15 protein-coding genes are annotated in these 18,480 nt (G+C 40.7%); 4 read left to right on the top strand and 11 right to left on the bottom strand.

Going from position 1 to position 18,480, the window contains the following annotated elements; all coding sequences use genetic code 11:
- Positions 1-21: 21 nt before the first annotated feature.
- The 10 genes from JZO70_RS04890 to pcrA all read right to left on the bottom strand — a co-directional run bounded on the left by JZO70_RS04890 (position 22) and on the right by pcrA (position 11,502).
- Positions 22-690 (bottom strand): 2,3-bisphosphoglycerate-dependent phosphoglycerate mutase, encoded by a 669-nt coding sequence (locus tag JZO70_RS04890; RefSeq protein WP_207672426.1) that lies wholly within the window; start codon positions 688-690, stop codon positions 22-24.
- A 47-nt stretch (positions 691-737) separates the two neighbouring features.
- Positions 738-1,151: a hypothetical protein gene (locus JZO70_RS04885; RefSeq protein ID WP_207672425.1), complete on the bottom strand. Its 414-nt coding sequence runs from the start codon at positions 1,149-1,151 to the stop codon at positions 738-740.
- A gap of 32 nt (positions 1,152-1,183) precedes the next feature.
- Complete coding sequence (locus JZO70_RS22560) at positions 1,184-1,315, bottom strand: hypothetical protein (protein ID WP_278252586.1); 132 nt, start codon at positions 1,313-1,315, stop codon at positions 1,184-1,186.
- A gap of 3 nt (positions 1,316-1,318) precedes the next feature.
- On the bottom strand, positions 1,319-2,683 hold the full coding sequence (gene rlmD / locus JZO70_RS04880; protein ID WP_207672424.1) for a 23S rRNA (uracil(1939)-C(5))-methyltransferase RlmD: 1,365 nt from the start codon (positions 2,681-2,683) through the stop codon (positions 1,319-1,321).
- A 117-nt stretch (positions 2,684-2,800) separates the two neighbouring features.
- Positions 2,801-3,811: a diacylglycerol kinase gene (locus JZO70_RS04875; RefSeq protein ID WP_207672423.1), complete on the bottom strand. Its 1,011-nt coding sequence runs from the start codon at positions 3,809-3,811 to the stop codon at positions 2,801-2,803.
- Between the two features lie 13 nt (positions 3,812-3,824).
- Positions 3,825-5,255, bottom strand: a complete 1,431-nt coding sequence (gatB, locus tag JZO70_RS04870; protein ID WP_207672422.1) for an Asp-tRNA(Asn)/Glu-tRNA(Gln) amidotransferase subunit GatB — start codon at positions 5,253-5,255, stop codon at positions 3,825-3,827.
- On the bottom strand, positions 5,255-6,724 hold the full coding sequence (gatA, locus tag JZO70_RS04865) for an Asp-tRNA(Asn)/Glu-tRNA(Gln) amidotransferase subunit GatA (RefSeq protein ID WP_207672421.1): 1,470 nt from the start codon (positions 6,722-6,724) through the stop codon (positions 5,255-5,257). Before gatA ends, gatB begins: the two co-directional genes overlap by 1 nt.
- The gene (gatC, locus tag JZO70_RS04860) at positions 6,724-7,029 is read right to left on the bottom strand and encodes an Asp-tRNA(Asn)/Glu-tRNA(Gln) amidotransferase subunit GatC (RefSeq protein WP_010758828.1); all 306 of its coding nucleotides are present in this window, start codon (positions 7,027-7,029) and stop codon (positions 6,724-6,726) included. The genes gatA and gatC overlap by 1 nt, the downstream gene beginning before the upstream one ends.
- Positions 7,030-7,216: 187 nt before the next feature.
- Positions 7,217-9,253: an NAD-dependent DNA ligase LigA gene (gene ligA, locus JZO70_RS04855; RefSeq protein WP_430748887.1), complete on the bottom strand. Its 2,037-nt coding sequence runs from the start codon at positions 9,251-9,253 to the stop codon at positions 7,217-7,219.
- A 5-nt stretch (positions 9,254-9,258) separates the two neighbouring features.
- The gene (pcrA, locus tag JZO70_RS04850; RefSeq protein ID WP_207672419.1) at positions 9,259-11,502 is read right to left on the bottom strand and encodes a DNA helicase PcrA; all 2,244 of its coding nucleotides are present in this window, start codon (positions 11,500-11,502) and stop codon (positions 9,259-9,261) included.
- A gap of 162 nt (positions 11,503-11,664) precedes the next feature.
- Here pcrA and JZO70_RS04845 point away from each other — a divergent pair, with 162 nt between their 5' ends.
- Positions 11,665-13,212 carry a ClC family H(+)/Cl(-) exchange transporter gene (locus JZO70_RS04845; protein WP_207672418.1) on the top strand — a complete coding sequence of 516 codons (1,548 nt, stop codon included), beginning with the start codon at positions 11,665-11,667 and terminating at the stop codon, positions 13,210-13,212.
- Between the two features lie 33 nt (positions 13,213-13,245).
- On the opposite strand, the gene JZO70_RS04840 is transcribed toward JZO70_RS04845, so the two are convergent.
- A complete protein-coding gene (locus JZO70_RS04840; RefSeq protein ID WP_207672417.1) occupies positions 13,246-14,706 on the bottom strand; it encodes an alpha-amylase in 1,461 nt (486 codons plus the stop codon).
- Positions 14,707-14,867: 161 nt separating this feature from the next.
- On the opposite strand from JZO70_RS04840, the gene JZO70_RS04835 reads away from it, so the two are divergent.
- The 3 genes from JZO70_RS04835 to JZO70_RS04825 are packed head-to-tail and all read left to right on the top strand — an operon-like array spanning position 14,868 to position 18,454.
- On the top strand, positions 14,868-15,620 hold the full coding sequence (locus JZO70_RS04835) for a DeoR/GlpR family DNA-binding transcription regulator (RefSeq protein WP_207672416.1): 753 nt from the start codon (positions 14,868-14,870) through the stop codon (positions 15,618-15,620).
- The gene (pfkB, locus tag JZO70_RS04830; RefSeq protein WP_207672415.1) at positions 15,617-16,531 is read left to right on the top strand and encodes a 1-phosphofructokinase; all 915 of its coding nucleotides are present in this window, start codon (positions 15,617-15,619) and stop codon (positions 16,529-16,531) included. Before JZO70_RS04835 ends, pfkB begins: the two co-directional genes overlap by 4 nt.
- Positions 16,532-16,543: 12 nt before the next feature.
- On the top strand, positions 16,544-18,454 hold the full coding sequence (locus tag JZO70_RS04825) for a PTS fructose transporter subunit IIABC (RefSeq protein WP_207672414.1): 1,911 nt from the start codon (positions 16,544-16,546) through the stop codon (positions 18,452-18,454).
- Positions 18,455-18,480 lie beyond the last annotated feature (26 nt).

Below are 18,480 nucleotides of genomic sequence, written 5' to 3'. Positions count from 1 at the left end.
TCCTCTGTTTACATAATAAATTTATAATTCTATCCGGCGTTCAATCCGAAGTAACGAATCAAACGTATACAGGATCGGTGTAGCATTAGGCACATCAATTTCATCTACCTTATCTACTGGAATCTGTTCCAAATATTGTATAAGAGCCCGCAAGCTGTTACCGTGCCCACAAACAAGAACAGTCTGCCCTGATTTCAGCCGTGGCACAATTTGATCCTGCCAGAGAGTCAAAACTCGTTCTGAAGTCATCCTCAGACTCTCACCTTTAGGAAGAAGTCGCCTGTCAAATCCATCGTATCTTCGATCAAAATAGTTTTCTTTTGCTAAAGGCGGAACTTCATCAAAACCTCTACGCCATTTTTGAACCTGTTCCTTACCAAACTGCTGCGTCATTTCCGTCTTATTTTTACCAACTAAAGCTCCATAATGACGTTCATTCAGCCGCCAAGTTTTAAACTCAGGAACAAAACTAGCTTCTGCTTCCTCCAAAACGAGCTGTGCTGTTTTGATAGAACGTTTCAACATTGATTCATAGGCACAATCGATGGCAAGATTAGCTTTTTTTATCCGTCTTCCGGCTTCGCGAGCTTGTTGAACCCCTTTTTCAGTCAAGTCTACATCTAACCAGCCTGTCCAGTAATTTGCAAAGTTAGCTTCGCTTTCTCCGTGTCGAATAAGTATTAATTTCACGTCATCACCTCTCATTCAGCATAGCAGAAAAGGCCTAGTAAACCAAACTAGACCTTCTTGATAAATTGAGTATGACAATTTTTACACGTCACTTTGATCTTACCTTTGCCGCGAGGTGCCCGCATCTTTTGTTTGCAAGAGGGACATTTAAACTGGCGATACGTACGGTCAATCTTAAAATCCCTCTGCTTGATTTTGGTGATTATCTGTGAAAATTTTTGGTTTTCATTGCTTCGTGGATAGATTCGCTTTGATAGAAAGCGATACAATGCTAAACCGACTAAAGCAATGACTAAAAGATCTCCGATGTAATAAGGAATCCATCGGCTGAAAAGCGAGACGACCAAACCGGTAATTACCAGCACCTTATTTAACGTGTCCCATCTGCCGTAGCGCCCACGCATAAATTGAGCATATTTTTGATAAAGTTTAAGTAAACGCTGCATCCAAATTCCTTGCATCCAATTCTCCTTCAACTCTATTTTCTATGTGACTACTTATTGTAAATTTTTGGTCCTTTACGCATGTTTTTACGATCATTTTTAGGGGCGCCCATTTGTTTTGATCTGCCGCCGCCAGCTTGTTTCTTCTTGATTAATTCCATCATTTTTTCTTTTGAATTCAATTTCTACACCGCCTTTGTTAACAGTACAACTGCTTCGATATGGTAAGTTTGTGGGAACAAATCGACTGGCTGTACTTTTTCGGCTTGATAACCAAGCTCGCCAAAACGTTCCAAGTCCCGAGCTAAAGTAGCAGGGTTACATGAAATGTAAACAATCCGATCTGGATTCAACTCAGCAGAGGCAGCAATAAATTCTTCAGCTAAGCCTTTTCTCGGCGGATCAACAAAAATCACACTTGGTTGAATACCCAGCTGAGCCCACTGCTTCATCACTTTTTCGGCTTTGCCTGTTTGATAAGTTACATTCGTTGCCCCATTGCTCTTGGCATTAAATTCAGCATCTTCAATTGCTTGAGGAACAACCTCTACACCATAAACGTGTTTTACTTTATCAGCAAAGGACAAGCCAATTGTTCCAATACCACAATACGCGTCGATCACTACATCATCTGACGTTAATTGTGCAAAGTCAATCGCCGTTTTATACAAAACTTCTGCCTGTTGTGTATTCACCTGATAGAAAGATTGAGGTGAAATACGGTAAGTCTTGCCTAATAACTGGTCTTGTATACTTTCTTTACCAGCGATCAAGATATCTTCTTTGCCCAGAATAACGTTAGTCTTTTCGCTGTTCACATTTTGAACGACAGATACAACTTCTGGTAATTCATTTTGGATTGCTTCAGCAATTCGATGCGCTTGGAAGAATTTTGCAGTGCGAGTAACTAGAACCACCATCATTTCGTGAGAATAATGAGCTCTGCGAATGACGATATGACGCATAAAGCCGGTATTTTCTTCTTCATTGTAAGGTTTGATTTTAAAACGCTGTAAAATATCCCGAACAACTAAAATTGCTTTATCAATTTCTGGATCTTGGATAAAGTAATCTTCAATCGGCAGCAACTCATGGGAGTTTTTGCGGTAAAAACCAGTTGCTAATTGATCATCTAATTTTCTAACTGGGATTTGTGCTTTATTGCGGTAAGCATAAGGCTTCTCCATGCCAAACGTCGGCAAAACCGGTACTTCTGGCATATGAGCAATTTTGTTCATTACGCGCTTCACTTGTTCTTGTTTGAACTCCAACTGATACTCATACTTCATATGGCTGATTGGAGCGATTCCGCTTCTTAATAGGTCCATATCCTTAACAGGAGTCCGATGAGAACTTTCGTTTTTCCGTTCTGTGACTTTACCATACGCAAATTTCTTCCCGGTTTTAACAATCAGGATTTCAACTTCTTCTTCTGGCAAAGCATTTTCAATAAATATTGGAAAACGGTCAATATGAGCGACTCCAAGTCCTTCGTGGGTCAAATCATCGATCGTGACCGTGTAAGTTTGATTTTTTTTAATAGTTTCCATAGTTTCCTCCTTAAGGAAGTGCTTTGCTTAGTTTATAGAATAAACCTCGAAAAAGCAATACTTCTAATGACAACTTAAAAAGGTATTTCCGCTAACAAGCAGAAATACCTTCCGTCGCTATTCTTGTTCCTCTTGCTCTTCCAGTTTTTGGTACTCTTTAACTAACTCTTCTCCGGCTTCTTTTTCTTCTAATTCAATTCCTTGAATTGCATCGTTCGAAATTTCGTCGGTGTTGGCATAAAATTCAATATGCTGATGCAAGTTTTCAAAACGCATTGGTGCATCGCCGCCGTACTCGCCGTCGAGATTGATCATCATTTGCTTGTTTTCATCTAAGGTAGATGCTTCCAAGAAATTAGTTTTCACGTATAATACTTTTGGATCGTTGACATGTTTGCCACCATTCAGAACTAAAGTAATCAAACGTACGATTTCAAATAAATTGGCTGTCTTTACAACAATCAATGAGAATTTCCCATCATCTAACATAGCATCCGGGGCAATTGTTTCAAAACCGCCAATAGAGTTGGTCAATCCTAAGAAAAACATGGAGGCATTTCCCTCATATTCGCCATTTTCATACTTCAATCGCATCTTAATTGGCTTAATCCGTGGCAGCATTTCAGCTCCCTTAGCTAAGTAAGCCAAGTAGCCGAAAATGCTTTTCAATTCAGACGGCACTTCATAAGTCAGTTCAGTTAAATATCCACCAGCCGCAATATTGATGAAATAGTTATCCCGAGCTTTACCAATGTCCATTTTCACAGTCTGCTGCTTTTGAATGACTTCAGCTGCAGCTTTTACATTGCTTCTAGGAATTTTTAAAGCTCGTGCATAGTCATTGGTTGTTCCAGCCGGAATAATTGCCATCTTCGGACGATTTTCCAAAGGTGCAATTCCATTCACAACTTCATTGATCGTACCATCGCCACCAGCTGCCACAATTAGATCAAAACCAGCCTCAGCCGCTCGTTTTGCTTCATTTTTTGCACAATCTGGTTCCGGTGTTGTTGCAAAAGCACTGGTTTCATACCCTGCTTTTTCAATCGCGTCTAGAATATCTGCCAGATTGTTGCGCATAATTTCTTTGCCGGATACCGGATTATAGATTAATCGTGCTTTTTTCACAATAGGACTCCTTCTAGCGTTTCGCTAATTCCTCTTGCAATAACTTATTGACCACGCCAGGGTTGGCTTTACCTTTAGTAGCTTTCATGATTTGACCAACTAGGAAGCCGACTGCCCGCTCTTTCCCATTTTTGAAATCATCAACTGATTGTTGATTATTATCTAAAATTTCGTTGATCATTGGCAACAATTGTGCCGGATCAGATAATTGAACCAATCCTTTAGCTTCAACCACTTCTTTAGCGTCGCCGCCGTTTTCAATTAACTCACGGAAAACCTTCTTAGCAATTTTAGAACTAATTGTGCCGTCGTTGATTAATTTGATCATTCCAGCTAAGTTCGTTGGTGTTAGTTTTGTTTCAGCTAACTCAAGTTTTTCACTGTTCAAGTAAGCTGATACTTCACCCATTAACCAGTTAGATGCTTGTTTAGCATCGGCGCCTTCTTTTAGGGTACTTTCAAAGAAATCAGACATTTCTTTGCTTAGCGTCAATACCATTGAATCGTACTCAGGCAAGCCTAGTTCGTTCACGTAACGTTCTCTTCTCGAAGCTGGTAATTCAGGCAATTCCGCACGAACCTTTTCAATCCACTCATCATCAATAACAAAGCGTGGAATATCTGGTTCTGGGAAGTAGCGGTAGTCACTTGAGCCTTCCTTAACCCGCATCAAAATGGTTTTATTAGTTGATTCGTCATAACGACGCGTTTCTTGTTGAATTGTGCCGCCAGAAAGAAGGACTTTCGTTTGGCGCTGAACTTCATATACCAAGCCTTTACGTACAAAGCTCATGGAGTTCAAGTTTTTCAATTCTGTCTTCGTTCCAAATTCTTCTTGACCATAAGGACGTAATGAAATATTGGCATCACAACGCATTGAGCCTTCTTCCAATTTCACATCACTAACATCAGTAAATTGAATAATTGAGCGCAACGCTTCAAGGTACGCATAAGCTTCATCCGGTGAACGCATGTCTGCTTCAGATACGATTTCGATCAAAGGAGTGCCTTGACGGTTTAAATCGACATAGGAATAACCGCCGATACCGTGCATATTTTTACCAGCATCTTCTTCTAAATGAACCCGTTCAATTCTGATGGTTTTCTTCTTGCCGTTCACATCAATTTCAATCCAGCCGTCATGTCCAATTGGTTCATCAAATTGAGAAATTTGATAAGCTTTGGGATTATCAGGATAGAAATAGTTTTTGCGGTCAAAGTGCATGTTTTTTGAAACTTGGCAATTTAAAGCTAACGCTGCTTTCATACCAAATTCCACTGCAGCTTTATTCATGACTGGTAAAACACCTGGATAACCCCAGTCAATAATGTTGGTATTCGTATTTGCCTCTGCCCCAAAGTGAGCGGGTGCAGGAGAAAAGATTTTAGAGTTGGTTTTCAGCTCCACGTGGACCTCAAGCCCGATGACTGTTTCTAAATTCATTACTTGTTCCCCCCTAAAATCACTGGTTTTTGCTTGTGATGATCGGTTGCTTGTTCAAAAGCATACGCTGCTTTGTACATAGTTGATTCATCGAAGTGGTTACCGATTAATTGTAACCCAACTGGTAAACCATCAGACAACCCTGCAGGAATAGACATACCTGGCAAACCTGCTAAGTTTACTGGAATCGTTAAAATATCACTTTGATACATAGTAATTGGATCATTGATGTTTTCACCAATACCGTAAGCGACAGTTGGTGAAGTTGGGCCAATGATTAAGTCGTAATCAGCAAATACTTTTTGGAAGTCTTGCATAATTAAGGTACGAACTTGTCCAGCTTTTTTGAAGTAAGCATCGTAATAGCCGGCAGATAAAGAGAACGTTCCTAGCATAATCCGACGTTTTACTTCTTCACCGAAGCCTTCAGTTCGAGTATTAACATACACATCTTCTAAGCTTTGTACGTTTTCTGAACGGAAGCCATAACGGATGCCGTCAAAACGCTGCAAGTTAGAACTTGCTTCAGAAGAGGCAATAATATAGTAAACTTGTACGCCATATTTTGAATGAGGCAGGCTGACTTCTTCTACAGTGGCACCTAAAGCTTTGAAGGTTTCAACAGCCTTCAGAATTGCTTCTTTAACGCCAGCATCTACGCCTTCACCTAGAAATTCTTTTGGCAAAGCAATTTTCATGCCTTTGATATCGCCAGTCAAACCAGCAGCAAAATCAGGTACTTCAACTCCAGCAGAAGTGCCGTCTTTCGCATCATAACCACTAATTGCGCTTAATGCTAAAGCATTGTCTTTAACTGTCCGAGTGAACGGTCCAATTTGATCCAATGAAGAAGCAAAAGCGATTAAACCAAAACGAGACACCCGTCCGTAAGTTGGTTTCATCCCTACAACACCGTTAAAAGCAGCAGGTTGACGAATACTTCCGCCTGTATCGCTCCCTAAAGAAACTGGCACTTGACCCGCAGCAACAGCCGCAGCTGAGCCACCTGAAGAACCGCCCGGAACTTTCGTATGGTCCCATGCGTTTTTGGTTTTCTTAAAGTAAGAAGTTTCAGTTGAGCCGCCCATAGCAAATTCATCCATGTTCAACTTACCGACATTGATCATGTCTGAACTGTAAACTTTTTCCATAACCGATGCATCGTAAATCGGATTGAAGTTAGACAAGATTTTTGAAGCTGCTGTTGTCAGCAAGCCTTTAGTTACGATGTTGTCTTTGATCCCGATCGGAATACCAGCTAATGGATTAGATTCAGTGATACCTTTTTCATCAATCGCTTTAGCTGCAGCTACTGCATTTTCTTCATTTAATGTAATGAAGGCTTCCATTTCACCTTCAGTTTCATTGATGCGTTTGAATGTATCTTGCGTTAGGTCAGTTGCTGTGATTTCTTTTGAAACAAGCAGGCTGTGTAATTCTTCGATTGTTTTATCGTATAATCTTTCCATTATGCACCCGCCTCTCCGTTATCAATAATTGCTGGAACTTTAATGAAGCCATCTTCACTTTCAGGTACGTTCTTCATTAGTTCATCCCGTGACCAGCCTTCAGTTGCTACGTCTTCACGCATAACGTTAACTGTGTCTATTACATTAGAAGTAAATGGTACTCCTTCTGTATCTGCTTCACTTAATTGTTCAACCATATCGATGATTTTCCCAAGCTGATCGGTAAAACCGGTCAGTTCGTCATCAGAAAAAGAAAGCTTTGCAAGCTTTGCAACGTGCTTGACTTGTTCTTCACTGATTGCCATATTATCCCTACTTTCTATCGGCAATTTTGCCAATTTTCATCATTTTATCATATCTCTTTCAGAATGCGCGGGTTTTCGAGCATTTTTTCTTCGCAACTACGCTTTTTTACCCCACTTTTTTCTATAGAGACACATGCCTTTTTATAATACTCGTTTTCTATGAACCGCGTCAACTGCTGATTTCACTTTATTCATCCACATGACTAGCTTCAATCGCTTGAATCATTTGTGTTTCATCCCAAACATCGATTCCTAACGATTGTGCCTTGGTTAGTTTACTGCCGGCATCTTCACCTGCAACAACAATATCGGTTTTCTTTGAAACACTGCCAGTAACCTTACCGCCTAAGTTTTCGATCTTCTCTTTAGCATCTTCCCGGGTGTAGTCAAAAAGCTTCCCAGTTAACACCACTGTTTTACCTTTAAATGGTGACTCGACTTCTTCTAACTGACTTGTTCTTAAGCCTTTATAAACTAGATTAACGCCACGATCAGCTAGTTCTTTCATCAGATCATGGACTTCATCGTTTTCAAAGTAAGTAACCACGCTATCAGCAATTGTTTCGCCCATAGTATTTAGCTCAATGATTTCTTCTTTAGTCGCCTGACTTAAATCCTGCAAACTGCCAAAGTGCTCTGCTAATATCCGCGCTGCTTTAGACCCTACATGACGAATACCTAAACCGAATAATAGTCGCTCAACTGAATTATCACGGCTGGCTGTAATTGCCTGCAGAATATTTTCGGCCGATTTGTCTTTAATCTTATCCAGTGTCAAAAGTTGTTCCTTTTCCAATGCGTACAGATCCGCTACATCACCTACTAAATGCTTATCATACATCTGAGCCAAAACTCTAGGACCTAATCCATCGATATTCATAGCATTTCTTGAGACAAAATGATTCAAGCCTTCTTTGATTTGAGCAGGACATTTAGGATTAATACAACGCAAAGCAACTTCTTCATCCAAATGAACCAGCTCACTGTTACAAATTGGGCAGTGAGTCGGGATCGCATAAGGTGTACTATCTTCCGGACGTTTATCGACAATTACCTGAGCAACTTCTGGAATAATGTCGCCAGCTTTATAGACTAAAACAGTATCCTTCAAACGAATATCTTTCTTTTCAATGTAGTCGCTGTTATGCAGACTTGCTCGACCAACAGTCGTCCCGGCCAAACGAACTGGATTCATAATAGCAGTTGGAGTGATGACTCCTGTACGACCAACCGTCCATTCGATATCCTCAATCACAGTTTCTGCCTCTTCTGGCGGAAACTTGTAAGCAGCGGCCCAGCGAGGCGCCTTAACGGTAAAGCCTAATTCGTCTTGTAAGGCGAACTCGTTTACTTTTACTACGATCCCATCAATATCATAGGAAAGCTGGCTGCGTTTTTCGTGGAAAGCTTCAATGTATTCCCAAACTTCATCAATGGTTTCGCATAATTTTCTTTCGTCATTCGTGCGGAAACCTAAACGTGCTAACTCGTTTAAGGCTTGATCTTGAGTAGTCGCTTCTAGCGGACCAAAATCAGCCAATGTATATAAAAAGGTGCTCAAATTCCGGTGAGCTGTCACTTTTGAATCCAATTGTCGTAAACTTCCGGCTGCCGCATTGCGAGGATTGGCAAATACTTCTTTACCTTCTTCTTCACGGCGTTCGTTTAATTTAACAAAAGAAGTTTTAGGCATGTAGCACTCTCCGCGAACTTCGATCGATAAAGGCTCTGTTAAACGCATTGGAATGGACTTAACAGTTTTCAGGTTTTCTGTGATGTTTTCACCCACACTGCCGTCGCCACGAGTGGCACCTTGAACAAACAGTCCATTTTCGTATTTTAGAGAAATGGATAATCCATCAATTTTTAATTCACAACAATAAGAAACCGCATGACCTACCGCTTTTTTTACTCGTTCGTCAAAAGCAATCAGCTCTTCCTTGCTAAAAACATCATTTAAACTATATAAAGGTGTATCGTGAACGACTTTTTCAAAACCATCCAATACTTTTCCCCCTACCCGCTGAGTAGGTGAATCAATAGTGATCAAATCAGGATATTCAGTTTCTAAATTGACTAGCTCCTGATACTTTTTATCATAAACATAATCTTCCACGGAAGGTTGATCGTTCACATAATATTCATAGGCATACTGATTCAATTCGGTGCGCAGCGCTTCTACTTGTTGCTGCGCTTCTTGAAATGACAGTTGTTCCACTTCGATCCCTCCTAAATTTTTTCAATCGGGGCAAATGCTGCCAGCAGGCGTTTTACACCCTGCTGTGGAAAGGCAATATCTAACTCAACATCGTTAGCATTACCAGAAACTTTTACGACTGTTCCAGTTCCCCATTTTTTATGCTTCACTTTATCGCCGGGATTCCAGCTTTCTTTTTCTCCACCTGAAGCCGTTTTGCTGCTGACTGGTTCACGAGTTGCGTGCTGATATTTTGCCTCTGTTAACGGTCGTGCTTTTGAAAACGGATTTGATGCTGCAGCTTTTTGCGGCTGCATGCCTTCTGGATTGACTAGTGCATCATCAATTTCTGCGACAAACCGAGATGGCTGATTGTATTGCGTCTTACCATATAGCGTGCGGGAGAATGCATTAGTTAAGTATAAGGTTTCTTCAGCTCGAGTAATTCCTACATAGGCCAAACGGCGTTCTTCTTCTAAGTCAGATTCTTCCATTAACGATCGGGAAAGCGGAAAAAGATTTTCTTCCATTCCAATTAAAAATACAATTGGAAACTCTAAGCCTTTCGCTGCATGAAGAGTCATTAACGTAACTTGCGCTGTATCCTCTTGGTAATCATCTAGATCTGAGACCAAGGCCAAGTCATTTAAGAATATCGCCAGTTTGTCTTCAGGAGCTTCCGCCTCTTCGTCATCTTGTTCTGCATCTCGTTTATCGAACTCTTGAGTTACAGTACGGAATTCTTCCAAGTTTTCTAAGCGTGATTCGGCTTCCAACGTTTTTTGGTTTTTCAAATCCTCTAAATAGCCGCTGCGTTCCAGTACTTGATCTACTAACTCAGTCACTGGTAAATACACAACCATTTCTTGAAATTGGCTCATCATGACACCAAACTCCGCAATCGTGCGTCCAGCTTTACCAGAAATATTCGCTAGTTCAACATTTTGCGCTGCTTCCAACATTGACCAATCATGCATTTGCGCAAAAGCCCGCAGTTTTTCAACCGACGCTGCTCCAATACCTCGCTTTGGTGTGTTAATAATCCGTTCAAAGCTTACCCCATCACGAGGATTGTTGATCACATTCAGATAGGCAATAATATCCTTAATTTCTTTACGGTCGTAGAACTTATGACCTCCTACCATTGTGTAGGGAATATTGGATTTCACCAGCGTATCTTCAATCGTACGAGATTGGGCATTGGTCCGATAAAGGACAGCAAAGTCGTTGTAGGTATGCTGACTGCTTCGGACTTCAGCTTTAATGCGACTTACCACAAATTGAGCTTCATCTCGTTCACTATCCGCCCGATAATAAGTGATTTTTTCGCCATCTTTATTGTCTGTCCATAAATCCTTTTTGCGGCGGTTGCTGTTGTTTTGAATCACCTGATTGGCAGCTTCCAGGATTTTCTTGGTAGACCGATAATTTTGTTCTAATAGAATAACTGAGGCATCTGGATAGTCCTTCTCAAAGTCTAAAATATTTTGCATATCCGCACCACGCCAGCCATAAATACTTTGATCAGCATCTCCGACGACACACAAATTACGGAAACGAGCCGCCAGCATATTCACTAACGTATACTGCGCATGGTTGGTATCTTGATATTCGTCCACATGCAAATAGCGAAATTTATGTTGATAATAGGTTAGGACATCCGGTTCATCCTGGAATAAGCGAATGGCATTCATAATCAAATCGTCAAAGTCCATACTTTGATTATTGCGCAACGCTCGTTGATAGGCATCATAGCAACGAGCAACGATTTCTTCAAAAAAAGAGCCTTGCGTTTGGCTATATTGTTCAGGAGTCACTAATTCATTCTTTGCATTACTGATGGCTCCTAAAATTGATCGAGGATCATATTTCTTAGGGTCAATATTGAGATCCTTTAAAATCCGCTTCATTAAGGTTAATTGGTCTGAGCCGTCTAAGATGGTAAAATTACGGTCATAGCCGATTTTATCCACATCTCTGCGAAGGATGCGCACACACATGGAGTGGAAAGTAGAAACCCATACGTCTTCTCCACCCTGACCAAGAATTTTGTTTACCCGTTCTTTCATTTCGCGGGCGGCTTTGTTAGTAAAGGTAATGGCCAAAATATTCCAAGGATTGACTTCTTTTTCTTCTATTATATAGGCGATACGATGTGTCAATACTCTTGTTTTCCCACTTCCCGCACCCGCCATAATTAAAAGAGGTCCTTCTGTATGTAAAACTGCTTCTTTTTGTTTAGGATTGAGCCCTGCCAACAATTCCTGTTTCTGCATGCAAAACTTCCTTTCTGTTTTCAATCCTGTCAATTATAGCATTTCTCGAACATTCGGGATACTAGCAGCCATTAAAAAATCAGTAAATTTTCTTGTAAATTCCCTTGTCTTTCCTGGGAATCAGCGCTACATTATTTAAGTACTTATGATGGAGGGCTTTTAATGGATAACACACATGAAATTAAACGATTAGATAACACGAAATTAGTCTTTATCGGGAAAGGAGTAATCATTGGAATACTAGCAGGATTTATTGTCAGTCTTTTCCGGTTGTTGATTGAAGAGGCGGTGCATTATGCTGAAAAGTTCTATACATACGCGCAAACAAATCCACTAACACTTGTTCCCTGGGCGATTTTTATGTTCCTGCTGGCCTGGATTATCTCATTGCTTGTTCGTTCGGATAAGGATATTAAGGGTAGCGGAATTCCGCAGATTGAAGGGGAACTGCAAGGTGAACTACAGCAGGATTGGTTTTCGGTCCTTTGGAAAAAGTTTTTGGGTGGGGTTCTTTCGGTTGGTTCAGGCTTGTTTTTAGGGCGTGAAGGTCCTTCTATTCAATTGGGGGCAATGGTAGGAAAAGGTTTCGGAGTAAAAACTAACGCCAGCACTTCTGAGAAGAAAATATTTATCTCCAGCGGTGCAGCTGCCGGCTTAGCTGCCGCCTTTAATGCGCCGATCGCCGGATTGCTCTTTGTCATTGAAGAAATTCATCACACCTTTTCTCCTTTGATTTGGCTGACTTCCCTTACAGCTGCTTTAACCGCGAACTTTGTTTCGTTGAATTTTTTTGGTTTAAAACCAGTCTTATATCTTGGAAATGTGGCTCAGCTGCCTTTACAATACTATGGCCATTTGATTCTTCTTGGTATTTTGCTTGGAATTTTCGGGTTCTTCTACCAACGTACACTGCTTGCACTGCCTAAATTTTATCGTTTGACTCATCTACCCGAACATTTATATGGCATCATTCCATTTTTATTGATCATTCCAATCGGTTTTTTCTTTCCTCATTGTTTGGGCGGAGGCAATCAATTGATTTTGGATTTTAATCAAGAACAGTTTTCTGTTTTATTTTTAATTGGGCTATTTTTACTGCGGTATGTTTTTTCGATGGTTTCCTACGGGGGCAATCTTCCAGGTGGGATTTTCTTGCCGATTTTAACTTTAGGCGCCATTCTGGGCGGATTATATGGTACGGTTTTGCATAATTATCTTGGGATGGACAGTCTCTATATCCGCAATTTTGTCGTTTTTGCTATGGCGGCTTATTTTACGGCAATTGGCAAAGCTCCGCTCACGGCAATTATTTTAGTAACTGAAATGGTGGGAAACATTACTCATTTAATGCCCTTGGCCGTTTGTTCACTGTCTGCTTACATTGTTAATGACCTGCTGGGAGGCAATCCAATTTACGAATCCCTATTGGAGCGGCTGGTTGGTCACAATGCGGCTTCCATCAGCGGAACAAAAACAGTCATTGAATACCCGGTAACTGTAGAAAGCAAACTGGACGGCGTGATGATTCGCGATTTCCAATGGCCAAAAGACATGCTGCTAATCTCTATTCGACGAGGCTCTTCAGAAATATTGACTCATGGAGATACCGTGATGAAAGCTGGTGATCAGCTGGTCATTTTGACTGATGCCGTTCACGCACAAGTGGTTAAGCGAACCATCTTTCAAACTTCGCAACTGATTCAAACCTAACAAAACAGCTTCCAAAAACGGAAGCTGTTCTTTTTATTGATTCATTTGTTGGGCTAACTTTTCATTAACGTAAACGGATACTTGTCCATCATTCACTGGAAAAACACCTTGTCCATTATCATCTAAGACAACTTTTGCTTCGTTATTTCCTAAAATATCAACGAAAGTTTCCCCTTGATGAATGGCACTGACCGTCATTTCTTTTTCACCACCGCCAGCATTTGTCATGATTACAGCCATGCCTGAGTTTTCTTCATCAAAATTCCCCATGCATGTCCAACCAATCAGATTAGGATCATCAAAATAATCGGCCTGATTATCGAAGTTCAGTTCTTCTCTTAGTTTCATCATAGTTGTCAGCGGAGTGCCTACTGCCTCAACATTCTCAGTGCCATACAAGTCACCCCAAAAGACAACCGGAGTTCCTTGATTACGCAATAAGGTCAGCGCATAGGCATGGCCTTTGAACCAGCCTTCAACCCACGATTCCAAGCTTTGACCTTTTTGAGTATCGTGGTTATCGACAAAGGTTACTGCCCAGTCTGGCCGCGTTTCAATTAATGTACCAGCAAAAATTTCTCGCATATCAAAGTTCCCCATCGAATTTGCGGCTTGATACAAATTGAAATGCAACGGAACATCAAAAAGCGAGATTAGATTGCCAGATGAATCCAAATACTCATGCAATTTATCTAATTCATCGGTCCAATATTCGCCAACTACGAAAAGGTCTTCCTGCTTCTCTTCGCGACGATTGAGCAGCCAGTCTACGAATAAATCAAAACGGATATGTTTAACTGCATCTAAACGGTAACCATCTACATCAGTCAGTTCCTGATACCATTTTCCCCATTTATCTAATTGTTCAACAGTTTCCGGATTTTCCATATCCAGATTACAGCCCATCAAGTAATCGAAATTTCCATTCTCATCATCCACCTTCGGCTGCCAACCCTTATCAGCTAAATTAAAGATCGCATGATCCTTGCTGCGGGCATCGTAATCAACACCAGAAAAGTTTTGCCAATGCCATTGATAGTCATTGTATTTTCCATTACGACCAGGAAAGGTAAATTTCGTCCAAGCTTTGATCTCCTTCTCATCGGAAATCGGTTGTGTACGATCATTAAAGCTGTAGGCAACTGCCTGAACAGCCTCTTCCTCATCTGCACCCATAAAATGATCAAAAACAATATCCGCATAAACCTTCATCTTAAATTCTTTCAACGCTTGAATACATTGCAGGTATTCATCTTTAGTTCCGTACTTGGTGGGAACAGTGTTTTTTTGATCGAATTCTCCTAGATCATATAAATCATACGTTCCATACCCGACATCGTTCACGCCAGAAGATCCCTTGTAAGCAGGCGGCAGCCAGATTGATGTGACCCCAAAATTTTTCAACTCTTCCGCCTTCTTAGCTAATCGATTCCAATGTTGGCTGTCAGCCGGCAAATACCATTCAAATCCTTGTAGAATTGTTTCGTTTTTCATACTTACACCTCATTTTCTATTTTTATTTTACTAGATAATGATTGAAAATCGAACTAAAAGGCTCTAAACGGCAATTTTAAACGTTTTTGAATGTTTTTGACAGGTTTTGGTTGAAACCGGATGATTATTGTGGTAATATATTTGATGAAGGAGGGATGAAAATGCTTACAGAGGAACGACGGAAGAAAATTATCGCTTTATTAGATCAGCATTCAATTCTTAAATCTCAAGACCTTATATCATTATTAAATGCTTCGGAGTCAACTATTCGCAGAGATTTGCAGGAATTAGAAAACGCTGGTCTGCTGGAACGTGTTCATGGCGGAGCAAAAAGACCTCAATATTTAGAGCAAGAACTGGGTATGGCAGAAAAATCATTCAAAAACGTTCAACAGAAACAAGCTATTGCTCGTTTAGCTGCTGATTATGTAGCAGACGGTGATGTGATTTACTTGGATGCTGGAACAACAACTTTGGAAATGATTCCCTTTCTTAAAGGTAAAGCAATTACAGCCGTCACAAACTCAGTTGGATTGGCTGCTCGATTAGTTGAACAAGAAATCAACACCATTGTTTTAGGCGGCCGAATTAAATTGACAACGGATGCAGTCCTTGGAACTCAAGCCACTGATCAATTAGCTAATTACCGATTCAATAAGGCTTTTATGGGAATGAATGGTGTACATGTCGAACACGGCTTTACAACACCTGATACCGAAGAAGCTTTACTGAAACGCTTGGCGATGGATCACGCCCAAGAAGCTTTCGTACTAGTTGATTATAGTAAATTTAATCAAGTTAGTTTTTCCCGAGTAGCCCAACTGGAAGCAGGAACCATCCTCACTGACAAATGTCCGTTGCTTATTTACGACAAGATCAAAGAGCTGACAACTATTAAGGAGGTCACTGTATGATTTATACAGTCACACTGAACCCTTCAATTGACTACATTGTCCATGTGGATCAATTAGCAATTGGAGATATCAATCGCATGAAAAGCGATCTAAAACTGCCTGGGGGTAAAGGGATCAACGTCTCTCGTATTTTACAGAGAATCGATAATACTTCTACTGCTTTAGGTTTTCTAGGCGGCTTTACTGGACATTTCATCGAAGAATGGATGAAAAATGAAGCGATAAAAACAGATTTTACCGCTGTAAAGGATGACACCCGCATTAACATCAAGTTGAAGGCGGTTGAAGAAACTGAAATTAACGGCTTAGGGCCTGCTATTTCTGAAGAAGAAATGGATCACCTGAAGCAAAAACTAGCCAACATTTCAGCAGAAGATGTCGTTGTCCTATCCGGCAGCAAGCCAGCAAGTGTTCCGACTGGCTTTTATCAAACGTTGATTGAAATTATTCGCGGCAAAGGAGCAACTTTCGTCATCGATACGACTGGCGAAGACCTAATGGACGCCTTATCAAAAGAACCATTACTGGTGAAACCGAATAACCATGAATTAGCTGAATTGTATGATACAACTTTTAATTCAATCGAAGACATCTTCCCTTATGGACGTCGATTATTAAAAGAAGGTGCACAACATGCCTTAGTTTCAATGGCAGGAGATGGTGCTTTACTATTTACAAAAGATGGTATCTACCAATCGAATGTGTTAAAACGTCAGGTGAAAAATTCCGTTGGTGCTGGAGATTCAATGATAGCTGGCTTTGTTGGCTGCTTCTCTAAAACCCAAGATCCTGTTGAAGCTTTCAAGTGGGGCGTTGCTTGCGGCAGTGCCACCACCTTCTCCGATGATTTAGCTACTAAAGAGTTTATTGATGAATTGTTGCCTGAAGTCAAAGTTACAAAAATTGTTTAGGAGGAATTATACATGCATATTAAAGACTTATTGATTAAAGACGCAATGATTATGGATCTGCAAGCAACTGATAAAAAAGGTGCTATCGATGAAATGGTACAAAAAATGTACGATGCAGGCCGAATCACTGACATCGCAACTTATAAAGAAGGAATTTTAACCCGTGAAGCCCAAACATCAACTGGTTTAGGCGATGGCATTGCAATGCCGCATGCAAAAAACAGCGCAGTAAAAGAAGCAACTGTTTTGTTTGCTAAAAGCAATAAAGGTGTAGATTACGAATCATTGGACGGTCAACCAACTCATCTATTTTTCATGATTGCGGCTCCAGAAGGCGCAAATGACACTCACTTACAAGCATTAGCAGCACTTTCACGTTTATTGATAGATGCCGACTTTGTTGCTCAACTGAAACAAGCTAAAACACCGGATCAAGTACAGCAATTATTTGATTCAGCTGAAAAAGCGAAAGAAGAAGAAGAAAAACAAGAGGAAGCAGAATCCGAAGTTAAGGACTTCAATCGTCGTTATATCGTGGCGGTTACTGCCTGCCCTACTGGCATCGCCCATACTTACATGGCAGAAGATGCTTTGAAGAAGAAAGCCAAAGAAATGGGTGTTGATATTAAAGTAGAGACAAATGGCTCTGAAGGAATTAAACATCGTTTAACAGCTGAAGAAATTGAACGTGCTGACGGTGTTATCATTGCAGCTGACAAAAAAGTCGAAATGAATCGTTTCGATGGTAAGAAATTAGTGAACCGTCCAGTTAGCGACGGAATCAGAAAGACTGAAGAATTAATCGAGCTTGCGATAAGCGGAAATGCTCCTACTTATCATGGTGATGGATCAAGTAATTCTGAAGAAGAAGCTAGTGACAATGGTACTATGGGACAACGGATCTACAAAGACTTGATGAACGGTGTTTCACATATGCTGCCATTTGTAATCGGCGGCGGTATCATGATTGCCCTTTCCTTCATGATTGACCAATTCATGGGTGTGCCAAACTCTGAATTAGCCAACTTAGGAAATTACAACCAAGCGGCCAGCATGTTCAACCAAATTGGTAGTGCAGCATTTGGCTTTATGCTTCCTGTTTTAGCTGGTTTTATCGCTTCAAGTATTTCAGATCGCCCAGGCTTAATTGCAGGTTTCGCAGCAGGAGCTTTAGCTAATGCTGGCGGTGCTGGTTTCCTAGGTGCTTTAATCGGTGGTTTCTTAGCCGGCTATGTAATTGTTCTTTTGCGTAAAGTATTCAGCGGCCTGCCAAAATCATTAGATGGTATCAAATCAATTCTATTCTACCCATTCTTTGGATTGATGATTACCGGATTCTTAATGTTGTTAATTAATATCCCAATGAAAGCAATCAATGATGGCTTGAATGGTTTCTTAACAGGTCTTGGCGGATCAAACGCTATTCTTTTAGGCGCGTTGCTTGGTGGTATGATGGCAATTGACTTAGGTGGTCCAATTAACAAAGCCGCTTACGTATTTGGTACAGCAACTTTAGCTACAACAGTCGCAACCGGTGGATCAATCGTAATGGCCGCAGTTATGGCGGGTGGTATGGTTCCTCCATTGGCAATCTTTGTTGCAACTCGTCTCTTCAAAAACAAATTTGAAAAGAGCCAAGTAGATGCTGGTTTGACAAATATTGTCATGGGCTTATCCTTCGTTACTGAGGGTGCAATTCCATTTGCAGCGGCAGACCCTATCCGCGTAATTCCTAGCTTCGTTGTCGGTTCTGCAGTTGCTGGCGGTTTAGTTGGTGCTTTCAGCATTAAATTATTGGCGCCACACGGTGGTATCTTCGTAGCACTACTAGTAAGCAACCCAGTAATGTATTTATTGTTCATCATTATTGGTGCGATTATTTCAGGCGTAATTTACGGTTTGGTTAAAAAACCAGTCGCATAATAAAGTAAACAACTAAAAAGACTAAA

It is taken from the genome of Candidatus Enterococcus moelleringii (genome assembly GCF_017377575.1).
GTDB classification, from domain to species: domain Bacteria; phylum Bacillota; class Bacilli; order Lactobacillales; family Enterococcaceae; genus Enterococcus_A; species Enterococcus_A moelleringii.
Note: the sequence above shows the minus strand (reverse complement) of the source record. Positions and strands in the feature narration are given on the sequence as shown.